This is a genomic window from Nocardia sp. NPDC050799 (assembly GCF_040654015.1).
Lineage (GTDB): Bacteria > Actinomycetota > Actinomycetes > Mycobacteriales > Mycobacteriaceae > Nocardia.
Genome location: NZ_JBFAHF010000001.1, coordinates 38,016 through 57,646, shown reverse-complemented (window position 1 = coordinate 57,646; position 19,631 = coordinate 38,016). Strand labels below are relative to the sequence as shown.

Here is a 19,631-nt window from a genome sequence, read left to right as displayed (position 1 = left end):
CGTGCTCATGCCGCGCCGACGGCCGAGGCCGTGGATCGACGGGAGGCGTGCCATGGAATGAGGAACTGCTCGGCGATTTCGATGATCGCGAACAGGATGATGCCCAGTACGGACATGATGATGAGGGCGGCGAACAGCATCGCTGTGTCGATATTCCCGTTGGCCTGCAGGATCACGTAGCCGAGCCCCTCGTTCGCGCCGACGAATTCGCCGACGACGGCGCCGGTGACCGCGAGGGTGGCGGCGATCTTGAGGCCGGACATCAACTGTGGCAGCGACGCCGGAAAACGAACCTTCACGAACGTCTTCCAATTACTCGCGCCCATGGTGGAGGTGAGCTCGAGGATTTCGGGGTCCACCGAGCGCAGCCCCGCCATCCCGGCGATGACGATCGGGAAGAATGCCATCAGTACGGCGACGAGGATCTTGGGGCTGGTGCCGAACCCGAGCCATACGATGAACAGCGGGGCGATCGCGATCTTGGGGATGACCTGCGCGAAGAGGATGAGCGGGTACATCGTTCGCTCGACACCGCGCGAGTAGATCATCACCAGTGCGACGGCTTCGCCGATCAGCGCGGCGATAACGAAACCGACCACTGTCTCGTAGGTCGTCACCCAGGTGTTCTGGAGCAGGTATGCCGAGTTGTCGGCGGCGGTGCGCCAGGTATCCGCCGGCGACGGCAGAATATAGGGCTCGACGAGCTCGAACTCGGTAACGGCCCACCAGGCGACGACGAGCACCGCCACCAGGGCGAGCGGCCGCCACACGGTTGACCACAGCGTGGATGGGGAGGGGAGCTTCCGGCGCCGCGTACGGACGGGTTGCGCGGCTTGCGGTGGGGAGGAACCGGCCTCGACGGACGTGACTACCGCCATCTGGAGTCCTAAAGCTAGTAGTGGAGCGGGGTTCGCACTACACCCGCCGGGAATGCGCTTTCCGAAGCTGTCACCGAGGCTAGTGTGACCGGACCCACAGTGTCAAGGGTTAGTAATTTTCCCAGTTCAGGCGGGTCGTGGCACGCTGCTTTCGCGCAGGACCACGCATCCGGGCACGAATTCGTGGACTTGCGCGGCCGTCGCGGAGGCGTCGAGCGCGAGCCGGACGGCACGCTCGCCGATCTCCACCAGCGGTAGCGCCACCGTCGACAGACCGGGCACATGGTCACGCAGCGTCGGGATATCGTCGAACCCGGCGACGCAGACATCGTCGGGGACCGCGAGGCCCAGCTCACGCCACGCCGCGATCGCCCCGATCGCCATCACGTCGCTCACCGCGAAAACGCAGGGCGCGACGTGGCCGGGCCGCCCCGGGTGCAGGTCCAACGCGGCGGAAAGGCGACGGGCGGCGCCGGCACCGCCGTCCCGGGAAAAATCCCCCGCGATCTCCACCAGCGGTGTCACACCCCGCGTCGCGAGCGCCTCGACGAACCCGTTGCGCCGGTCGACCGCGGTTCTGATATTGCCCGGCCCGCCGATGACGGCGAAATCCCGGTGCCCCTGATCGAGTAGGGCGAACGCCAATTCCGCTGATGCCGTGTGATTTTCGGGCTCCACGGCGGCACCGAAGGACAGCGGCTGTCCTATCACCACAACCTTGCCGCTGTTGTCCAGATACCGCGCGCATTCCTTTTCGAGATCACGGTCGAGATCCCCGCTCTGGCGTGAGCCCGCCAGGATGATCGCGTCGGCACGGTGCGAGATGAAGGTGCTCACGGATTCGCGTTCGATATCGAAATCGCGTTGCGTACTGGCCAGCAGGACGAGTTTGCCCGCCCGGCGCGCGGCCGCCTGGACACCCTGCACGATCGAGGAGAAGTAGGGATCGGCGATATCGTGCACGACGAGTCCGATGAGTCCGGTCGAAGCCCGCGCCAGGGCCTGTGCCTGGGCATTTGCCACATATCCCAGTTCGGTGGCGGCGGTGCGCACCCGGTCGGCGACGCCTTCGCCGGGCACCCGCGCCGAACCGTTGAGCACCCGAGAGGCGGTCGCCAGGGAGACGCCCGCCCGGGTCGCGACATCTTGCAATCTCACAGCCGCCATGGCCAGGTGCCTCGTTCTGTCGTGGAGCGTGGGGGTTGACCGGACTTCGGGACTAGCATAGCTTGGAAAGCGCATTCCGACGCTGACTCGTCCACTCGACGTATGCGGGTTCACCCGCACCGTCCACGACCCATTCTGCGGTCGTCAGCCACGCAAATCAGAAGAGGCACAGACCAATGCCCGATTCCACTGCCCCGCGCACGCTCCGCATCGCCATGAACGGCGTCACCGGTCGCATGGGCTACCGCCAGCACCTGATGCGTTCGATCCTGCCGATCCGCGACGGCGGCGGGCTGCTGCTCCCGGACGGCACCCGCGTCCTGGTGGAGCCGGTCCTGGTCGGCCGCAATGCCGCCAAACTCGCCGAGCTTGCCGAACAGCACGGCATCGCCGAATGGAGCACCGACGCCGCCGCCGTTATCGCCGATCCGTCCATCGATATCTACTTCGACGCGCAGGTCACCTCCCGTCGCGCGGCGGCGCTCGCGGCGGCGATGAAGGCGGGCAAACACGTTTTCACCGAGAAGCCGACCGCGGAAACGCTGACCGAGGCCGTCGAACTCGCCCGGGCGGCGGCGAACGCCGGCGTCACCGCGGGAGTCGTGCACGACAAGCTCTACCTGCCCGGTCTGGTGAAATTGCGCAGGCTCGTCGACGAAGGCTTCTTCGGCCGGATCCTGTCGCTGCGCGGCGAATTCGGGTACTGGGTCTTCGAAGGCGACGGCCAACCCGCCCAGCGACCCAGCTGGAACTACCGGGCCGAAGACGGCGGCGGCATCGTCGTGGATATGTTCTGCCACTGGAACTACGTGCTCGGGGGCCTGCTCGGCAAGGTCGAGGCGGTCACCGCGAAGGCGACAACCCATATCCCCACCCGATGGGACGAACAGGGGAAGCCGTACCCCGCCACCGCCGACGATGCCGCCTACGGAATCTTCGAGATGGAGAACGGCGTCGTCGCGCAGATCAACTCGTCCTGGGCGGTGCGCGTGTACCGCGATGAGCTCGTCGAGTTCCAGATCGACGGCACGCACGGCTCTGCCGTCGCCGGCCTGCGCAAATGCGTCGCCCAGCATCGCTCGCACACGCCCAAGCCGGTCTGGAATCCGGACCTCCCGGTTACCGAGCCGTTCCGTGATCAATGGCTGGAAGTCCCCGCGAACGCCGATCTGGACAACGGGTTCAAGTTGCAGTGGGAGGAGTTCCTCACCGACGTGGTGAACCGACGACCGCACCGCTACGGGTTGCTCTCCGCCGCACGCGGTGTTCAGCTGGCCGAACTGGGGCTGCGCAGCTCCGCCGAAGGCCGCCGGATCGAAATCCCGGAGGTCACGCTGTGACCGCGACATCCACGGGTGTGTCGGTCGTACTGCCCACGGACGGCCGGCTCGAGCCGTATGTTCTCGGTGCACCGGGCGCCTGGACACGGCCGGCGGGACCGATCACCTCGCGCGTGGCCTTCGCTGCCGCGCATGTGATCCCGCGGGTGACCGGCGACAACACCCCGGGCGCGCCCGCGGCCCTCGACTGGGACGCGACGCTGGCCTACCGGCGCGAATTGTGGTCCTACGGGTTCGGTGTCGCCGATGCCATGGACACCGCACAGCGCGGAATGGGCCTCGACTGGCCGGCCAGCGCGGAACTGATCCGGCGCTCCGGCGCCGAGGCGGCCGCGGTCGGTGGCAGGCTCGCCTGCGGCGCCGGAACCGATCAGCTCGACCTCGCCGGACTTTCCTCCGGATCGGCCGGTCTCGCCAGGATCGTCGACGCCTATCGCGAGCAGATCGACGTGGTGACCGACGCCGGAGCCCAGGTGATCCTGATGGCCTCGCGGGCACTCGCACAGGTCGCCCGTTCGGCCGCGGACTACCTCGCCGTCTACGAGAAATTGCTGGCCGGTGTGGATCGGCCGGTGATCCTGCATTGGCTCGGCACCATGTTCGATCCCGCGCTGCACGGATATTGGGGCAGCGCCGATATCGATACCGCCACCGAGACCTTCCGCACGCTCGTCGAGAACAACCGATCGAAGATCGACGGAGTCAAGGTCTCGCTGCTCGACGCGGCACACGAGGTCGCACTGCGACGCGCGCTGCCCGACGGGGTACGGCTGTACACGGGCGACGATTTCAACTATCCCGAACTGATCATCGGCGACGCCCAAGGGCATTCGGATGCACTGCTGGGTATCTTCGCGGCCATCTACCCGGCCGCATCCACCGCACTACAGGAACTCGACAACGGCAATGTGGCGCGTGCGTCGGAGATCCTCGGCACCACCCAGGCACTCGGACGGCATATTTTCGCCGCACCGACCTATTACTACAAGACGGGTATCGCGTTCTTGTCGTGGCTCAACGGCAAGCAACCTGGTTTCTCGATGGTGGCGGGATTGTCCACGGGCCGATCCCTACCTCATATGGCCGAATTGTTCCGGCTCGCGGACAAGGCCGGACTGCTCTCGGACCCGGAACTGGCCGCGCATCGGATGCGGGTCTACCTCGAACTGAACGGATCGATCTCATGACATCGGTTGCGGCACGGCACACACCATTCGATCTTGCGGATCCGTACCGGTCGCTGTCGCTGAATACGGCGACGACGAAACGGTGGACCCTCACCGAGGCGGTGGACGGTGCTGCCCGGGCGGGGCTCGGCGCGGTCGGGCTGTGGCGCGACCGGGTCGACGAAATCGGCGCCGCCGCCGCGGCGAAGACCGTCGCCGATGCGGGGTTGCGTGTCTCCAGCCTGTGCCGCGGCGGCTTCCTGACCGAGCCCGGTGCCGGGCAGGCGGCACTCGACGACAACCGCCGCGCCATCGACGACGCGGCGACACTGGCCACGCGGGAACTAGTGATGGTGGTCGGCGGCATACCGGACCGGGACCTCGTCGCCGCGCGGGCGCGAGTGGACGAGCGGCTCGCCCAGCTGGTCCCGTATGCGGCCGAGCGCGGTGTCCGCCTCGCCCTGGAACCGCTGCACCCGATGTTCTGTGCCGACCGTGCGGTGATCTCCACCCTGGCGCAGGCATTGTCGATGGCGCAGCCGTATCCGGCGGAAACCGTGGGCGTCGTGGTCGACACCTTCCATATCTGGTGGGATCCGACCGTGGAAGAGCAGATCGCGCAGGCCGGTGCCGCCGGACGGATCAGCTCGTATCAGGTGTGTGACTGGCTGAACCCGATGACCGCCGATCCGCTGCTGTCGCGCGGCATGATGGGCGACGGCGTCATCGATTTCGCGACCATCGGGCGGTGGGTTCGCGACGCCGGGTACCGCGGCGACGTCGAGGTCGAAATCTTCAATGCCGCACTATGGGCGGCCGACGGCCACGAAGTGATCGAGACGATGAAGCAGCGCTTCCGAGATCTGGTCCTACCGTCCCTCGTGGACTGAACGAGACAGGGCAGCCGGCCCAGGACCGCAGCCTGCTAGGGGATCCGGCCCGTTCGCCGATGATCCAGGAGCTACTGGGATCCGACGACCTGCACTTCCGTGAGAGCTGGCGCAGCCACCACATCGAGGGCTTCGCCTCGCGCACGCGGGTCTTCCGGCATCCGGCCGCGGGCTGCTGCGCTACGAGCACCATCGCCTGGCGCCCGCCGACCAACCGGATCTGCATCTGGCCGTCTACGCCCCGGTGGGGTGACCCCGGTGCGGAAATTCGCCGGCGCCGATCGTTCGGCCGATAAGTGCCGCGCGCGCAGATTCGGCCAGCCGGGCGGGCCGCTCGGACAGCTCCGCCACATCGATATCCTGTTCGCCCATCACTCCGGCGCGAAAACGCGCGGCCACTCCCTCCGCGATGGCCGCCAACCGCCACAGCGCGAACGCCTGGTAGTAGGCGAGGTCGTCGAGGGCCCGGCCGGTGGCGTCGGCGTAGCGGGACAGCACCGTGTCGATATCGAGGTAGCCCTCGGCGGGGTCGGGAGCCCAGCCGAACGGTTCGGCCGAGGTCCAGGCCGCGGCGAGCCAGCCGATATCGGCCATCATGTCGCCCACGGTCCACAGCTCCCAGTCCAGCACGGCCCGGACGGTGCCGTCGGGCCCGATCAGCAGGTTGCCCGGACGGAAGTCGCCGTGGGTGATCCCGGTCCAGCGCTCGTCCGGCATCCGCCGGGCGAGGAGGTCGTGGACCTCCCCAAGAGGTCCGCGCCCGATGCCGCCGGCGGTGAGCTGACGGTGCCAGCGACGCAGCTGGCGTTCCAGATAGCTACCGGGTCTGCGCAGCTCGGCCAGCGGCCCGGTGGTGGTGTCGACGGCATGCACGGCGGCGAGCGTATCGACGATATCGCGGGAAGCGGCGGCGCGACTCTCCCGCGGGATCGCGGCGGCGGAGACCGCGTCGTCGGGAACGACGCCGTCCACGTTCTCCATCACGTAGAAATCGGCGCCGGTCACGGCGTGGTCGGTGCAGCAGCCCAGCACCGGCGGAACGGGAACCGGACTGCCGGCGAGCAGATCGAGGATCCGGAACTCACGGACGACATCGTGTGCCGAGGCCAGGACGTGTCCGGTGGGCGGCCGGCGCAGCACCCAGCAGCCGCCGGATTCGTCGCGGACACGGTAGGTGAGATTGGACCGGCCGCCGGTGATCAGCTCGAACCGCAGGGGCGGCGCGACCGCGGGGACGTGCTCGGCGAACCAGGCGGTGACCCGCTCGACATCGACACCGGCGGCGACGCCCGGGACCGCCGATAGCTCACTTCCGTCGTCGCTCATCGACTCGCCATCTCCTCGGGTTCGGCCACCGGTACCGCACCGCGGTCCGTCCTGCCTCCGCCCAGTCTGCTACATAAGAGACGTTTTTCGCTAGTGCCCCATATTACGAACGCCTACCGTTCCGAGATGACCCGCCGGGAGCCCCTCAGGGCGAGTATCGACGCGCTGAGCAGGCGCGGGCGAGTTACGCGCCTCCGCAGAGGGCACAAGGGGGCCATCGATCCTATGCGCCGAACAGTTGCGCGCTCCAGGCGTCGTACTCGTACACCCAGTCACCGTTGCCCGCCGTTTTCAGCCATTCGTTGGACCGGGAGCCGCGCTGGATCCGTGCGGTCCGCTCCATCCGGGTGTTCTCGTACCCGGCCAGGGCATCGGCCACGCCGGTGTAGCCGTCCGACCCGAGGCAGCGCGCCAGCACCACCGCGTCCTCGATCGCCTGCCCCGCCCCCTGCGCCATGAACGGCATCATGGGATGGCACGCGTCGCCGAGCAGTGTGACCGTGCCCGCGGTCCACGTCGGCAGCGGATCACGGACGTACAGCGCGGATTTCAGGACGTCGTCGCAGGCGTCGAGCAGGGCGCGCGCCTCCGGGTGGAAGTCCCGGTACAGGTCGCGCAGTTCGTCGGCGCTGCCGGGAGTCGTCCACGACTCCTCGGTCCACTCGTCCTGCGCGCAGGTGGCGAAGATGAAGATGTCCTTGCCCTGGCTCAGCGGGAACGTCACGATCTGCGTCGCGGCGTCCGGTCCCCACCATTTGGTGAAGGAGTCCAGATTCGGCACCGCGGCGACCGCCGCCGCCGGGACGACCGCGCGGAACGCCACGACACCGGTGAAGGTGGGGTGCTCCGGGCCGAACAACGCGGTGCGGACCGCGGAATGGATACCGTCCGCGCCGATGATCACGTCGGCTCGGTGCACACCGCCGTCGGCGAAATGGACGGACCCGTCGCGGACATCGACGACCTGTCGGCCCAGCGATACGCTGTCGCTCGGCAGCGCCGACTCGAGGGCGGACATGAGGTCACCGCGGTGCAGGGTGAGCTGCGGTGATCCGTAACGTTTCTCCGCCGACGAGCCCATCTCGAGCCGTGAGGTCTCCGCGCCCGTATCCCAGGTCCGGCTGATCCGGAACTGCGGCCGGGCCGCCGAATCCCGCAGCGCCGCACCCAGGCCGAGACCGTCGAGCGCGCGGACGGCATTCGGCGTGAGATTGATATCCGCGCCGACCCGGGCGAATCGGCTCGTCCGCTCGAAGACCTGCGCGTCGATGCCGATCTTCCGGAGCGCGAGGGCCGCGGTGAGACCGCCGATTCCCGCCCCGCAGACGGCCACACTCGGTGCCTTGCTCATATTTTTCCTCAACTTTCGAGAGTGTGCGTGTGATCCGAACCGGCGGCGGATCAGGTGCCGCTGTGTGACCCGATGACTCCCTGGGCCTCGATCTCCACCTTCAGGCCGGGCTCGACGAGCGCCGATACCTCGACGAGCGTCGAGCACGGGAAGTCGCCGGAGAACACCTCGGAGCGCGCCCGGCCGACCACTGCCCGGTCGGCGATATCGGTCAGATAGACACGCACTACGAGGATGTCGTCCACGACGGCCCCGCACGCCTGGGTGAGCGCCCGGACCCGCCGGAACGCCTCCTGGGCCTGCAGGTAGGTGTCGGCGCCACCGACGATCCCGCCCGGCCCGCCGGCATGCATACCGGACAGGAAGAACTGATCGCCGTGCACCCTGGCATTGCTGAACATCCCCGGCCGCGGCGCTTCCGCGACTGTTTCCGCCGCGACCCGGGTCATACGCCGCGCCGCTCGCCGGATTCGCGGGTCAGCCGCTCACGTACCGGCACGAAATCGTAGGTCGGGTAGAAGTCGGTGTGGAACACACCCCACGCCCGCCGTTCCAGCTCCACATTGACGGCGGCGAGCCGCGCCACCGGTAGTCGCAATGTCACGATCTGTCCCACGCCCATCGCGACCACCCAGGAGACGACCTCGCAGCCCGCGGGCGGAAAATGCTGCCACCAGCCGGCCTCGTCGAGCCGGCCCTGGATCTGCTCCAGATTCTGCGACTGGTCGTGTCGCAGGAACACTGTCAGCATCATGGTGTCGGCGGCATCCGCTCGCGGCGCGCTCATACCGTTTCGCCCGCCAAAATCGCCGCCTGTTTCCTCGCGTCCGCCCGGTAGATGCGGCGAATCCGCGAGACACCGAGATCGTGCTGGTACAAGTGCTCTTCGTGATCGGCGTCGGCGGCCAGTGCCTCGAGCACCTCGCGGTCCTGTTCGAGCACCTCCCAGTGCCGGGCCTCGAGCCGGGTGCGGTAGAGAAAGCGCCACACCTCGCGCTGCCAGCCGTCGACACGCCGGGTGCGCCAGTGGAAGATCGCGGAGTTGTCCGCGTCGATCGGCGTGGCCATACCGACGATGCCGAAGACGCCGCCGGGACCGGCATTCGGCGCGTACGGGATCTCCAGGTCGACGTAGTCCATGGATCCGCGCACGTACTCGACCCAGTCGAAGTTCACGCCGACCTGATCGGTCTTCTCGAAGAAGAAGCCGCGGTCGGTCTCCCGGATGCGGAAACGCGCCGAGGTGTCGCCGCCGAACATCGAATGCGAATCGCGGTGCAGGAACGCACCGTGCATCGGATCGAGGACGTTGTCCATATAGAAACGCCAGGGCCCCGCCCATTCCGCGAAGTTCGGGAACCAGGACACCGCCTCGTCGGTGAGCCGGTCGGGCAGGACGAACGGCGTGGGCCCGGACTCCTGGGTCAGCGGCACGAACGCGAAGATGGTGTCGGCGGCCTCGACCACCCGCAACGACACCGTCGCCCGCTTACCTTCGAGCGCACAGCCGGGCATACCGGGCACGGAGACGACGGTGCCGGTGCCGTCCACCTGGACACCGTGGTACTTGCAGGCGAGCCGGTCGCCGAGGTGCTGACCCACCGACAGCGGCGCGCTGCGATGCGGGCAGCGGTCCTCGAGCATATGGACGGTCCCTTGCGGATCCCGGAACAGCACCCAGTCGACGGACAGCCGGGTGACCTTCTTGGACTCCCCGGGCCTCACCATGCGCGAGGGCAGGATCGGATACCACCGGTCGCGCAGCCCGGCGGCGGCGATATCCGCGGCGGTCATCTCCTTGCGGACACCGGCCGCGCGCTTCTTCGGACCGCCGGTCGCGGTCGGGGCGGATGTGGTCGCGGTGGTCATCTCAGTCTCCCAGTCGTCGCATCTCGGCGCGGAAATTGTCCTCGGTCCAGGCCTGTCCGTCGGGCGCATGCAAGCCCAGCTCGTTCAGTCCCGCGATCAGCCCGGGCAGATCGTGGGTGCCCCGGCCGAAAACCTCCATGATCGAACCGGACAGCTTGGTTTCGTAGGGGCTGATCGGTTCGGGGTGTGTCTGATTGGGCTCGAGGTAGTGCTCGGTGGTGTCAGTCATTGGTTTTCTCCTGTTGCTGCGATGCCATGGCATCGAGACCTTCGGCGATGACGGTGAACGCGGTGAGCCATTCGTTGAACGAGGCGGCGCGTTCGCGGTGGGCCGGGATCGGGCCGCCGTCGATGACGACGAACACTCCGTTGTCGATGCCACCGGCGATGCTCTGTGCCTGCGCGATATCCACGCGCTCGTCGGGGACCGAGGCGATCACCAGGGTCGGGGCGGCCACCCGCGCCAGCAGTTCGCCGTACCCGGGAGCGTCCGGGTCGACCTCCGGGTCACCGAGCACGAGGCTGGTGACGAGTGCCGGGTTCCGGGCGGCGAGGGCGATGGCGCCATATGCGGTGGCGCCCGTCGCCAGCAGGTGCACGCGGTGGTGGCCGAGGGCGGTCACGCCGGAGGCGACCTCGTGTACCCAGGCGTCGACGGACTCCGGGTCGGCCGCGTCCAGCTCCCGGGACCGGTGCGCGATCGCGCCGAGTGTTTCGACCTGGTCGGCGAACCAGCGGGCCGGATCCGGCCCGGCGTGCAGACACACCAGCGCGCACGCCGGGGTGTCATCCGCCCATTCGTTGCCGGTCATCGGCTCAACCCTCCCGGACCGGGATGTGCACCGGTGGGGTGAACGGGCCGGGCGGTGGTTCGACCGCGGCCACGTCGACCTCGACGATCGCCGGACCGCGGGTCGCTACCGCGTCCGCGAACGCTTTCGCGAACCGCCCCGGGCCCTGGACCAGGGTGTAGGGCATATCGAGTGCGGCCGCGAGCAGATCGAACCGGGGGGTGAACAGGTCGACACCGGAACGGTCGAAACCGTTGGCCGCCTGCATGTTCCGCAGCACACCGTAACCGCCGTCGTTGAAGATCACCACGACGCACCAGGCGCCGCTGCCGGCGAGCGAGGCGAGTTCGCCGAGGTGCACGGCGAGACCGCCGTCCCCGGCGATCACGGCGGTCGGCACTTCGGGCCGGCCGAGCGCGGCGCCGATCCCCATGGCCAGCCCCTGCCCGATACCACCGCCGAGGGGGAAGATATTGGTCTCGCGTTCGTAGAAGGGCAGCAATCGGTTACCCCACTGGCTGGAGGGGATGGTCACATCGCGCGCGACCACGGACTCGCGCGGCAGTATCGACCGCATCCCTTCACAGATCTCCGCGTACCCGCCGATATAGGCCGTGAGCGCCGCGCGGACCGCCACCCTGGTGCCGGTGACCCGGCCGGACCATCCCGGGTCCACCGATGTGCTCGTCAGGCCGTCGTTGATCGCGGCGAGGGTCGCCGCGGCATCACCCACAAGGCCGACCTTCGCCGGATAGACACGGCCGATGGCCGCCGGGTCCACATCGATCTGAATCTGCGTAACCGGTAACCGCAGGTGGTAGCTCTTGGTCTCGTTGGAGCGGAAGTGGGTGCCGATCGACAGCAGCAGGTCGGCGTCCGCGAGCAGGGGCGCGACCTCCGGTGCCGTCGCGAAATTCCCGATCACCAGCGGGTCGTCCTCGGGCACGATCGCGCGTCCCGAGTTGCTGGTCAGCAGCCCCGCCTCGAGGGCGTGCAGCAGTGTGGCCAGTTCGGATCCGGCGCCGGCCGCTCCCCCGCCCACCCAGAGCAGGGGTCGCTCGGCCGCCGCCAGCAACGCGACGGCCTCGGCGATCGCATCGCGCTCCGGGACCGGCACGTCGAAGACCGGCGGCTCGGATTCGCGCTGATCGGCCGGGCGCGCCAGATATTGCAGATCCGAGGGCCATTCCACACTGGCCGGGCCCTGCGGCGCGGCCAGGATATGGGCGATGGCGGTTTCCAGATCCGCTTCGACATCCTCCGCAGCTTCGATGGTCGCCGCATAGCGGGAGACAGCGTCGAGCATCTGTAGCTGTTTGGGCACCTCGTGGATAACGCCCCGGGTCGACCCGCCGGAACCGAGGTACTCGCTCTCGATCTGGCCGGTCACGTGCAGTACCCGGCTCCCCGCGGTCAGCGCTTCGAGCATCGAACCCGCGGCATTGCCGGCGCCGGTTCCGGTGCTGGTAATCGCGACACCGATCTTTCCGGTCGCGCGCGCGTACCCGTCGGCGGCGTTGACCGCCGCCGCCTCGTGCCGCACCTCCACGAAGTTCAGCTCCCGCGCCACCGCTTCGACGAGGGGCAGGTTGTGAATGCTGATCACGCCGAACGCGGTATCGATGCCGTGCCTGCGCATCACGGCGACGAGCACATCGCCGCCGGTGGGCCCCTTCGCGGCGGGGCTGTCGGTGGTCGTCATGGGTGTGTCCTCCGGAGAGATCTGGGAACGGCGGATCCGCCGGGCCGGGCTGATGGTCAGATGTAGCGGCCGACGCCACCACCGACATCGATGCCGGTGCCGGTCGTGTAGCCGCTCAGCGGCGAGAGCAGGGTGACGATAGGGAACGCGACCTCCTCGGCGGTGCCGAACCGGCCCAGCGCGATACCGCGGTCGGCGGCGATCTCGGCACTCCACGCGTCGTAGTCGAGTGCGGTCCCCGAGGTCTCGAACCGGCGACGCCACTGGCCGGTGTCGACGAGCCCGAGCAGCACCGAGTTCACCCGGGTGCCGTCCGCGGCGAGATCCTCGGCCATGGAGTGGGTGAGGTTGAGCAGCGCGGCCCGCGCGGCCGAGGTGACGGCCAGCCGGGACTCCGGCTGCCGGGACAGGATCGCGTTGACATTGACAACGGCGCCGCGGTCCGCGGCGGCCAGCGCACTGCGGGCCGCACGCACCAGATTCCAGGAGCCGAAGATCTTCAGGTCGAATTCCGCGCGGATCTGCGCGTCGGTGGTCTCCGCCAGCGGCGCCATCAGGGAGCGACCGGCATTGCACACCAGCCCGTCGATACCGCCGAAACGGTCGGCGGCGGCGCCGATGAAGGCTTCGGCCTCGGCGCGGTCGGTGACATCGCAGGCCGCGAGGTGGACCGCGGCGGGATCGATATCGCCGATCGAATCGATCGCGGCACGCAACCGGTCCAGATCGCGGGCGCAGGCGGCGATCCGGGCGCCCTCGGCGAGGAGCATCCGGGTCGTCGCCAGTCCCACCCCGGAGCTCGCGCCGGTGACGACCACAGTGCGGCCGGTGAGTTGCAGATCCATCGAGGGTCGGTCTCTCTGTGCGGGATGAGTTTCGGAAAGCCGGGGCGGACGGTCAGTTCATGACGAATCCGCCGTCGACCACCAGGGTCTGGCCGGTCAGGTAGCTCGCCGCGTCCGAGAGCAGGAACTGCACCGTGCCCGCGACGTCATCGGGTGTCTGTTCGCGGTCCAGCACCTGGTTGTCGGCGTAGAGCCGATACCGCGACGCCGGCACCGTGGCCGTCGCCTCGACCCGGGTCAGGCCGGGTGCGACGGCGTTGACCCGCAGCCCGTGCGGGCCGCCGTCGCGGGCCATCGTGCGGGTCATCGCCATGACCGCGCCCTTGGAGCCGACATAGTGCACCAGGCGTGGCGAGCCGTACAGGGCGGCGTCGGAGGCGATGTTCACGATGGCGCCGTGGCCCCCACGCGCCAGCTGGGCGAAGAGATGTTTGCTGACCAGCCAGGTCCCGAACGCGTTGACGGTCATCACCTTCTGGAAGAACCCCTCATCGAGTTCCCAGAACGCATCACCGCCGACACCGTCCGCGAGCGCCGCATTGTTGACCAGCGCGTCCGCGCCACCCAGCGCCTCCATCCGGCGCGCGAGGGCCACCACCGAATCACGGTCGGCGATATCGGTGACCACCGCGGTGACGTCGTACCCCTTGTCCCGCAGCGTTTTCTCGGCGCCTTCGGCCGACTCGGCGCGCATCTCCGCGAGGACAACCCGGTCACCCCCGGCGGCCAGCCGCTCGGCGATCGCGAAACCCAGTCCCCGGCCCGCCCCGGTGACCACGACAAGTCTGCTCATTCGTCCAGTTCCTTCCAGAACCGCAGGATGTGCGCGGCCGTCTCGACCGGCTTCTCCTGCACTGCCGCATGTCCGGCGCCCAGGATCAGCCCGAAGCGGGCCCCGGGAATCGCGTCGGCCAGCAACCGGGATTCGTCGACACCGGTGACGATGTCGTCCGCCCCGACCAGCACCAGCGTGGGTGCCGCCAGGGTGGCCAGGCTCGGCCCGGTATCGGTGCGGGCCATGAACTCGGCGGCGGCGGTGTAACCGGGCAGCCGGACTCGTGCCATATCGGATTCCACCGCGTGCGCGATCTCGTCGCCGCAGGCGGGCGAGACCAGTCGTGACGCGCGGTCCGCCGCGAAGGCCGGGCCGCCGAGTTCACGCAACTCACCGATTCGTGCCCGCATCGCCTGCACCCGCGCCGGGTGCACACCCGAGCCGCGGGTGCTGTCGGCCAGGACGAGTGAACGGACCGACGCCGGATGCGCGGCGGCGACCGCGGTCGCGATCACCCCGCCCCACGACGTCCCGAGCAGATGTAGCGGCCCGCCACCGAGCTCGGCGATCAGTTCCGCGACCACCAGCGCGTGGTCGTAGCCTTCGGTGGATCCGCTCGCGCTCGGCGCCGGATCGTCCGACCGCCCGTATCCCGGCGCGTCCCAGCAGTACGTGCGGTAGCCGTGCGCGCTCAGTACCCCGGCCAGCGCACCGCAGGCCGCCGCACTTCCGCCGATACCGTGCAGGAGCAGCACCGGATCGCCCGCGCCGCGGACCTCGAGCGAGATGCCCCGCGCCGAAACCCATCGGGTCGCCCGGGCCGGCGAGGCCGTGCCGGTCACGGCTGGACCCGCCGCATCACTGTCCCCCGTAGAAGTAGTCGTCGATACCCGGGGTGACCAGGTCGCGATGCCCGAGATCGGGTACTCCGGCCATCGCCGCGCGGACCGTGGTCGTCGGCGGCCCCGCCGTCCCCCACTGGTCGGAGAGTTCGGGCGTACGCTTCCAGGTCCGGCACAGCCAGCGGTCCTCGTCGATCTGGGCCACCTCGGAGGTGTATTCGCACACCAGCCCGGCCGGGTCGGTGAAATACGAGAAGGTGTTGTCGCCCGGGCCGTGCCGGCCGGGACCCCACTGCGGGGCGATGCCGCTGCGTTTGAGACTGCCGAGCCCCCGCATGAAATGGTCGAGACTCTCCATCTCGTAGGCCACGTGGTTGATCGACGGGAAGCCGGCCTGGTTCAGGGCGATGACATGGTGGTCGGAATTACAGCGCAGGAAGGTCATCTGGTGTTCGGACCAGTCCGAGATCCGCATACCGAGCACCTGGGTGTAGAAGTCGGCGGTGCGATCGATATCGCTGGTGTTGAGCACGACATGCGCGAGCTTGCGGGGGATCGCCCGGCGGCCGGCCGGTTCCTGCGCCGAGACGGCGAACGTATCGGCGGACAGTTCCAGGCAGCGGCCCTCCGGGTCGATGAGTTGCAGACCGTAGCCACCGCCCGCGTCGTCGAGCGGACCGGGTTCGCGCAGGAGCGGGATACCCAGCTTCTGGAGCGCGCGGGCCGCCTCGTCGACCTCGCGCGGAGTCCCGAGCGCGAACGAGATCCGGTCCAGCGCGTTACCGGTGCCGGCGCGCAGCTGCAGCACGTGGTGCTCGCTGCCCGTGGCACGCAGCCAGACGGTGTCACCGTCTTCGTCGACGGTGCTCAACCCCCATGCCTCGTGATAGAAGTCGCGCGAGCGGACCGGATCGGGCACCGTGACCGATACCGACCGTAACGCGCGCAGAGTACAGACCGGTGTTCCGGAGAATCGCATGATCGACCTTTCTGTCGAGGGTGGCCGGTTACAGGTCGAGGACGAGCTCGGCGGAGCGGCACCGGGACACGCAGACGAACATGGTGCCGCCGGTCTGCTGTTCATCGGGCGAGAGCAGGAAATCGCGGTGTTCGACATCGCCCTTGACGACGCCGACCTCGCAGGTCCCGCAGATACCTTCGGTGCACGAACTCGCCACCGGCACACCGGCGTTCTGCAGTGCGCTCAGCACCGAGACCTCCGGGCCGACCGGGATCCGGCGCCCGCTGCCCGCGAGGACCACGTCGAATGCCGTGTCCTCCCCGGCGGCGACCGGTTCGGGTGCCTTGAATCGCTCGATACGCAACTGCCCGGGGTCCGGGAGCGCCTCCCGGCAGGCGGACATCAACGACTCGGGACCGCAACAGTAGGCGACGGTATCGGCTTCGACATCCCCGAGCAGCCCGGCGAGGTCGGGGAATCGACCCGCTGCCTCGTCGTCCGCGTGGATCGTCACGCGGTCGACGGGCAGGGAGCCGAGCTCGTCGAGAAACGCCATCGTCGACCGGGATCGTCCGGTGTAGAGCAGCGTCCAGTTCGCGCCGTCGCGGTGCAGGGTGCGCACCATCGAGAGGATCGGGGTGATGCCGATCCCGCCCGCGACCAGGATGTGGCGGGCCGCGGTGTCGAGCGCGAAATTCTGGCGCGGCCCCTCGACCTCGAGCAGCCCACCGACCGGCAGGAGGTCGTGGATATGGGTGCTGCCGCCCCGCGAATCCGGTGTGCGCAGCACCGCCACCGTCCAGCGCGACCGGTCCGACGGGTCCGAGCAGAGCGAATACTCCCGGACGAGCCCGTTCGGCAGATACAGCGCGAGATGCGCGCCGGGTTCCCAGGCGGGCAACTCCGCACCGGACGGGTCGACAAAGGTAATGCTGACGACGCCGTCGGCTTCCCAGGTCTTCTGCTGGACGCGCAGCGTCCGCCTCATCGGCTCGTCCATCGGGCTCTCCTCGTACTTCTTCCGGCTCGGATCAGCGGGTGACGCCGAACATTTCGGAGCTGGGCGGGTAGGTGGGCAGCTGCGGCTTGGGGGTGCCGATGATGACGCAGAACAGGGCGTCGGCATCGGAGACGTTCGCGAGGCTGCGCGGCACCCCGGCGGGGACGCGGATCAGGTCGCGGTAGCCGAGCGTGCGCACCGCCTTCTTCGTCCCGTCCTCGACATCGTGCACAGCGACCTCGATCTCGCCCTCGAGCACGTAGAAGACCTCTTCGACGTCGTGATGGGTGTGCTCGGGGCCGACCGCGCCCGCGGGCAGGCGCATATTGGAGAAGGTGAAGTGGTCGGCCTTGATGATGTTGTTGTCGGTGTCGTGGTTGCCGGTGGCACCCGAGCCGATGTAGCGGATCTGCGCCCGCTTGAAACGGTCGCCGCCCTTGGCCGCCTGGAACCCGAGCGTGTCCCAGTCCTCGTAGCGGGTGTCGGCGGCGGCGATGCAGGAGTCGATCAGGGCGTCGAGATCGACGCCGGTCTTTTCGGTGCTGGACATGATGTGTGCCTTCCTCTGGGGGTGATCCGTGGGACGCGGGTGCGTCACCCGCGGTGGGCGATGGCCTCGATCTCGACCGTCGCGCCGTAGGGCAGCGCGGCGACCTCGACGAACGACCGCGCCGGACGCGGTTCGGCGAACACCGACTCGTAGTGCCGGTTCGCCTCGTCACGCAGGGCGACGTCGGTGACGAAATAGGTGGTCTTCACGACGTTCTCGAGCGTCATATCGATGGTCGAGAGCCGCTCCCTCAGCCGGGCCATCGCGGCTTCGAGGGCCGCCCGGCGGCCGGGGACCGCGACGCCGTCCTCGTCGACCGACAGTGCGCCGGAAACGAATCCGAAGCCGGCGATACCGAAGGCCGGGCTGTAGGGATGAGCGCTCATGGTGCTCCCTTCTCACAGACCTGCCCAGGGCAGCGGCTGCCCGGACACGTCGAGGTAGATGCTTTTCTGATTCATGTAGGACCGGATTCCGTCGCGGCCCTTCTCGGTCCCGATACCGCTGTCCTTCAGCCCGCTGAAGGGGGTCGAGATGCTGAACTGCTTGTAGGTGTTGATCCACACCGTTCCGGCCTGGACAGCGCGGGCCGTGCGCCAGGCGCGCCGGTAGTCCGAGGTCCAGATCCCGCAGGCCAGGCCGAACACCGTGTCATCGGCCTGGGCGACGACATCGGCCTCGTCCTCGAACGGGAGTACGACGGCGACGGGCCCGAAGATCTCCTCCTGGCAGATCGTCGCGCTGTTCGGGACGCCGGTGAGCACGGTGGGCAGGTAGTACGCGCCGTCGGCGAGTGCGGGGTCCGCGGGGGCGGCGCCGCCGCACAGCACCCTCGCCCCCGCGCGCACCGCGTCGTCGACCATCGCCGCGACCCCGTCGCGGTGCTCGTGGGAGACCATGGGGGCCACCTGGGTGCGCGGATCGGTACCCCGTCCCACCCGCAGTGCCGTGGTCGCCGCGACGAGCCGGTCCACGAACTCGTCGTACACCGCGCGCTGGACGAAGACCCGGGAACCGGCGATACAGCTCTGACCCGACGAGGAGAAGATGCCGTACAGGACCCCGGCGAGCGCCTGCTCGAGATCGGCGTCGGCGTAGACGATGGTGGGCGATTTCCCGCCGAGTTCGAGCGTGATCGGCATCAACTTCTCGGCGGCGATATGTGCCAGCGCGCGGCCGGTCGCGGTGCCACCGGTGAACGAGATCTTGCCGATGCCCGGATGCCGGGCGAGCGCGTCGCCGACGGTCCGGCCCGGGCCGGGCAGCACCGACAGCAGACCGGGCGGCAGACCTGCCTCTTCCGCCAGCCGGGCCAGCAACAGGGTCACCCACGGTGCCCATACCGGCGGTTTGGCGACCACCGCGTTGCCCGCGGCGAGGGCCGGGGCGATCTTCTGCGCGTCCGAGGCGATCGGCGAGTTCCATGGCGTGATGGTGCCGACGACGCCCATCGGTTCGTGGGTGGCGAAGGTGAGGAACGGACCCCGCCGGGGCGTGATCGCCTCCTCCATCGTCTCGAGCGCCGATGCCATGAACCGGAAGGTGCCGGCGGCGCTGCGTGCGAGTGCGCCGGTCTCGGCCAGCGTCTTTCCGGTGTCGACGGTTTGCAGGGCGGCGATGCGGTCGGCGTTGGCCTCGATCGCGGTGCCGATGCGGTACAGGACGGCCGCGCGCTCATGCGGTAGCAGTTCGGCCCAGCCGGAACTCGCGACGGCCCGCAGACCGCCGTCGACGGCCAGGTCGACATCATCTGCCACGGCGCCGTGCAGGCGGGCGAAGACCCGGCCGGTGGCCGGATCGGCCGATTCGATGACCTTGCCCGAGCCACGCACCCACCGGCCGGCCACGAAGATCTCGTCGGTCGTGTCGGGGACCGGTGCGGCCGCCCACGAACGGTCGAGGTCCGCGGTGGCGGCGGGCACGGCCGGGACTTCCGGCCCGCAGGCGGAGGTCCCGCTCGCCGCCTGCGGCGAACGAGTGCTCGTGCTGCTCTGTAAGTCCATCGGAGTCTTCATCCGTTCCTCTGTCGCAGCACTTGTCCGGAACACTCGGAGCTCCGAATCCCTCCGGTAAAAGAGTCTGAGCTAAAAGATACTTACCGTCAAGATGTCTGCGTGAATTTGTCGTAACCGCCCGGTCCGGTCCGCTTCGAGCGCTCGTTGTCGTGGCGAACGGTCC

At 68.8% G+C, this 19,631-nt stretch carries 21 protein-coding genes; 3 read left to right on the top strand and 18 right to left on the bottom strand.

The window, feature by feature from the left end; genetic code table 11:
* Positions 1-5: 5 nt before the first annotated feature.
* Complete coding sequence (locus tag AB0H42_RS00275) at positions 6-878, bottom strand: ABC transporter permease (protein ID WP_357047462.1); 873 nt, start codon at positions 876-878, stop codon at positions 6-8.
* Between the two features lie 126 nt (positions 879-1,004).
* Positions 1,005-2,045 (bottom strand): LacI family DNA-binding transcriptional regulator, encoded by a 1,041-nt coding sequence (locus AB0H42_RS00270; RefSeq protein WP_357047459.1) that lies wholly within the window; start codon positions 2,043-2,045, stop codon positions 1,005-1,007.
* Positions 2,046-2,221: 176 nt separating this feature from the next.
* Here AB0H42_RS00270 and AB0H42_RS00265 point away from each other — a divergent pair, with 176 nt between their 5' ends.
* Genes AB0H42_RS00265 through AB0H42_RS00255 form a run of 3 tightly spaced genes read left to right on the top strand, consistent with a single transcriptional unit; the run spans position 2,222 to position 5,441 of the window.
* Positions 2,222-3,385 (top strand): Gfo/Idh/MocA family oxidoreductase, encoded by a 1,164-nt coding sequence (locus AB0H42_RS00265; protein WP_357047456.1) that lies wholly within the window; start codon positions 2,222-2,224, stop codon positions 3,383-3,385.
* Positions 3,382-4,572: a dihydrodipicolinate synthase family protein gene (locus AB0H42_RS00260; protein WP_357047453.1), complete on the top strand. Its 1,191-nt coding sequence runs from the start codon at positions 3,382-3,384 to the stop codon at positions 4,570-4,572. Before AB0H42_RS00265 ends, AB0H42_RS00260 begins: the two co-directional genes overlap by 4 nt.
* A complete protein-coding gene (locus tag AB0H42_RS00255) occupies positions 4,569-5,441 on the top strand; it encodes a sugar phosphate isomerase/epimerase family protein (RefSeq protein WP_357047450.1) in 873 nt (290 codons plus the stop codon). The genes AB0H42_RS00260 and AB0H42_RS00255 overlap by 4 nt, the downstream gene beginning before the upstream one ends.
* A gap of 234 nt (positions 5,442-5,675) precedes the next feature.
* On the opposite strand, the gene AB0H42_RS00250 is transcribed toward AB0H42_RS00255, so the two are convergent.
* From AB0H42_RS00250 to AB0H42_RS00175, 16 genes are all read right to left on the bottom strand, one after another.
* Positions 5,676-6,767, bottom strand: a complete 1,092-nt coding sequence (locus AB0H42_RS00250) for a phosphotransferase family protein (RefSeq protein WP_357047448.1) — start codon at positions 6,765-6,767, stop codon at positions 5,676-5,678.
* Positions 6,768-6,990: 223 nt separating this feature from the next.
* Entirely contained in the window at positions 6,991-8,118 is a 1,128-nt protein-coding gene (locus AB0H42_RS00245) for an FAD-dependent monooxygenase (protein ID WP_357047444.1), read from the bottom strand.
* Between the two features lie 50 nt (positions 8,119-8,168).
* Complete coding sequence (locus tag AB0H42_RS00240; protein ID WP_357047442.1) at positions 8,169-8,567, bottom strand: RidA family protein; 399 nt, start codon at positions 8,565-8,567, stop codon at positions 8,169-8,171.
* Positions 8,564-8,905, bottom strand: a complete 342-nt coding sequence (locus AB0H42_RS00235) for a hypothetical protein (RefSeq protein WP_357047439.1) — start codon at positions 8,903-8,905, stop codon at positions 8,564-8,566. The genes AB0H42_RS00240 and AB0H42_RS00235 overlap by 4 nt, the downstream gene beginning before the upstream one ends.
* On the bottom strand, positions 8,902-9,987 hold the full coding sequence (locus AB0H42_RS00230; protein WP_357047436.1) for a Rieske 2Fe-2S domain-containing protein: 1,086 nt from the start codon (positions 9,985-9,987) through the stop codon (positions 8,902-8,904). The genes AB0H42_RS00235 and AB0H42_RS00230 overlap by 4 nt, the downstream gene beginning before the upstream one ends.
* Position 9,988: 1 nt before the next feature.
* A complete protein-coding gene (locus AB0H42_RS00225; protein WP_357047433.1) occupies positions 9,989-10,216 on the bottom strand; it encodes a recombinase-like helix-turn-helix domain-containing protein in 228 nt (75 codons plus the stop codon).
* Positions 10,209-10,799 carry an alpha/beta hydrolase gene (locus AB0H42_RS00220; RefSeq protein ID WP_357047430.1) on the bottom strand — a complete coding sequence of 197 codons (591 nt, stop codon included), beginning with the start codon at positions 10,797-10,799 and terminating at the stop codon, positions 10,209-10,211. Before AB0H42_RS00220 ends, AB0H42_RS00225 begins: the two co-directional genes overlap by 8 nt.
* Before the next feature lie 4 nt (positions 10,800-10,803).
* Positions 10,804-12,480, bottom strand: a complete 1,677-nt coding sequence (locus AB0H42_RS00215; protein WP_357047427.1) for a thiamine pyrophosphate-binding protein — start codon at positions 12,478-12,480, stop codon at positions 10,804-10,806.
* 56 nt (positions 12,481-12,536) lie between these two features.
* Positions 12,537-13,325: an SDR family oxidoreductase gene (locus AB0H42_RS00210; protein ID WP_357047424.1), complete on the bottom strand. Its 789-nt coding sequence runs from the start codon at positions 13,323-13,325 to the stop codon at positions 12,537-12,539.
* Positions 13,326-13,377: 52 nt separating this feature from the next.
* Entirely contained in the window at positions 13,378-14,118 is a 741-nt protein-coding gene (locus AB0H42_RS00205; protein ID WP_357047421.1) for an SDR family oxidoreductase, read from the bottom strand.
* Complete coding sequence (locus AB0H42_RS00200) at positions 14,115-14,942, bottom strand: alpha/beta hydrolase (protein WP_357047418.1); 828 nt, start codon at positions 14,940-14,942, stop codon at positions 14,115-14,117. The genes AB0H42_RS00205 and AB0H42_RS00200 overlap by 4 nt, the downstream gene beginning before the upstream one ends.
* Before the next feature lie 16 nt (positions 14,943-14,958).
* Positions 14,959-15,921 carry a VOC family protein gene (locus AB0H42_RS00195; protein WP_357047415.1) on the bottom strand — a complete coding sequence of 321 codons (963 nt, stop codon included), beginning with the start codon at positions 15,919-15,921 and terminating at the stop codon, positions 14,959-14,961.
* A 28-nt stretch (positions 15,922-15,949) separates the two neighbouring features.
* Complete coding sequence (locus AB0H42_RS00190) at positions 15,950-16,903, bottom strand: PDR/VanB family oxidoreductase (RefSeq protein WP_357047412.1); 954 nt, start codon at positions 16,901-16,903, stop codon at positions 15,950-15,952.
* A 31-nt stretch (positions 16,904-16,934) separates the two neighbouring features.
* Positions 16,935-17,453 (bottom strand): cupin domain-containing protein, encoded by a 519-nt coding sequence (locus tag AB0H42_RS00185; protein WP_357047409.1) that lies wholly within the window; start codon positions 17,451-17,453, stop codon positions 16,935-16,937.
* A gap of 44 nt (positions 17,454-17,497) precedes the next feature.
* Positions 17,498-17,839 (bottom strand): RidA family protein, encoded by a 342-nt coding sequence (locus AB0H42_RS00180; protein WP_357047406.1) that lies wholly within the window; start codon positions 17,837-17,839, stop codon positions 17,498-17,500.
* A 12-nt stretch (positions 17,840-17,851) separates the two neighbouring features.
* Entirely contained in the window at positions 17,852-19,468 is a 1,617-nt protein-coding gene (locus tag AB0H42_RS00175; RefSeq protein WP_357047403.1) for an aldehyde dehydrogenase, read from the bottom strand.
* Positions 19,469-19,631 lie beyond the last annotated feature (163 nt).

Bases quoted from the DNA above. Each gene is read 5' to 3' on its own strand.
- AB0H42_RS00275 (WP_357047462.1), bottom strand. From the start codon at position 878: ATGGCGGTAGTCACGTCCGTCGAGGCCGGTTCCTCCCCACCGCAAGCC.
- AB0H42_RS00270 (WP_357047459.1), bottom strand. From the start codon at position 2,045: ATGGCGGCTGTGAGATTGCAAGATGTCGCGACCCGGGCGGGCGTCTCC.
- AB0H42_RS00265 (WP_357047456.1), top strand. From the start codon at position 2,222: ATGCCCGATTCCACTGCCCCGCGCACGCTCCGCATCGCCATGAACGGC.
- AB0H42_RS00255 (WP_357047450.1), top strand. From the start codon at position 4,569: ATGACATCGGTTGCGGCACGGCACACACCATTCGATCTTGCGGATCCG.
- AB0H42_RS00250 (WP_357047448.1), bottom strand. From the start codon at position 6,767: ATGAGCGACGACGGAAGTGAGCTATCGGCGGTCCCGGGCGTCGCCGCC.
- AB0H42_RS00245 (WP_357047444.1), bottom strand. From the start codon at position 8,118: ATGAGCAAGGCACCGAGTGTGGCCGTCTGCGGGGCGGGAATCGGCGGT.
- AB0H42_RS00240 (WP_357047442.1), bottom strand. From the start codon at position 8,567: ATGACCCGGGTCGCGGCGGAAACAGTCGCGGAAGCGCCGCGGCCGGGG.
- AB0H42_RS00235 (WP_357047439.1), bottom strand. From the start codon at position 8,905: ATGAGCGCGCCGCGAGCGGATGCCGCCGACACCATGATGCTGACAGTG.
- AB0H42_RS00230 (WP_357047436.1), bottom strand. From the start codon at position 9,987: ATGACCACCGCGACCACATCCGCCCCGACCGCGACCGGCGGTCCGAAG.
- AB0H42_RS00225 (WP_357047433.1), bottom strand. From the start codon at position 10,216: ATGACTGACACCACCGAGCACTACCTCGAGCCCAATCAGACACACCCC.
- AB0H42_RS00220 (WP_357047430.1), bottom strand. From the start codon at position 10,799: ATGACCGGCAACGAATGGGCGGATGACACCCCGGCGTGCGCGCTGGTG.
- AB0H42_RS00215 (WP_357047427.1), bottom strand. From the start codon at position 12,480: ATGACGACCACCGACAGCCCCGCCGCGAAGGGGCCCACCGGCGGCGAT.
- AB0H42_RS00210 (WP_357047424.1), bottom strand. From the start codon at position 13,325: ATGGATCTGCAACTCACCGGCCGCACTGTGGTCGTCACCGGCGCGAGC.
- AB0H42_RS00205 (WP_357047421.1), bottom strand. From the start codon at position 14,118: ATGAGCAGACTTGTCGTGGTCACCGGGGCGGGCCGGGGACTGGGTTTC.
- AB0H42_RS00195 (WP_357047415.1), bottom strand. From the start codon at position 15,921: ATGCGATTCTCCGGAACACCGGTCTGTACTCTGCGCGCGTTACGGTCG.
- AB0H42_RS00190 (WP_357047412.1), bottom strand. From the start codon at position 16,903: ATGGACGAGCCGATGAGGCGGACGCTGCGCGTCCAGCAGAAGACCTGG.
- AB0H42_RS00185 (WP_357047409.1), bottom strand. From the start codon at position 17,453: ATGTCCAGCACCGAAAAGACCGGCGTCGATCTCGACGCCCTGATCGAC.
- AB0H42_RS00180 (WP_357047406.1), bottom strand. From the start codon at position 17,839: ATGAGCGCTCATCCCTACAGCCCGGCCTTCGGTATCGCCGGCTTCGGA.
- AB0H42_RS00175 (WP_357047403.1), bottom strand. From the start codon at position 19,468: ATGAAGACTCCGATGGACTTACAGAGCAGCACGAGCACTCGTTCGCCG.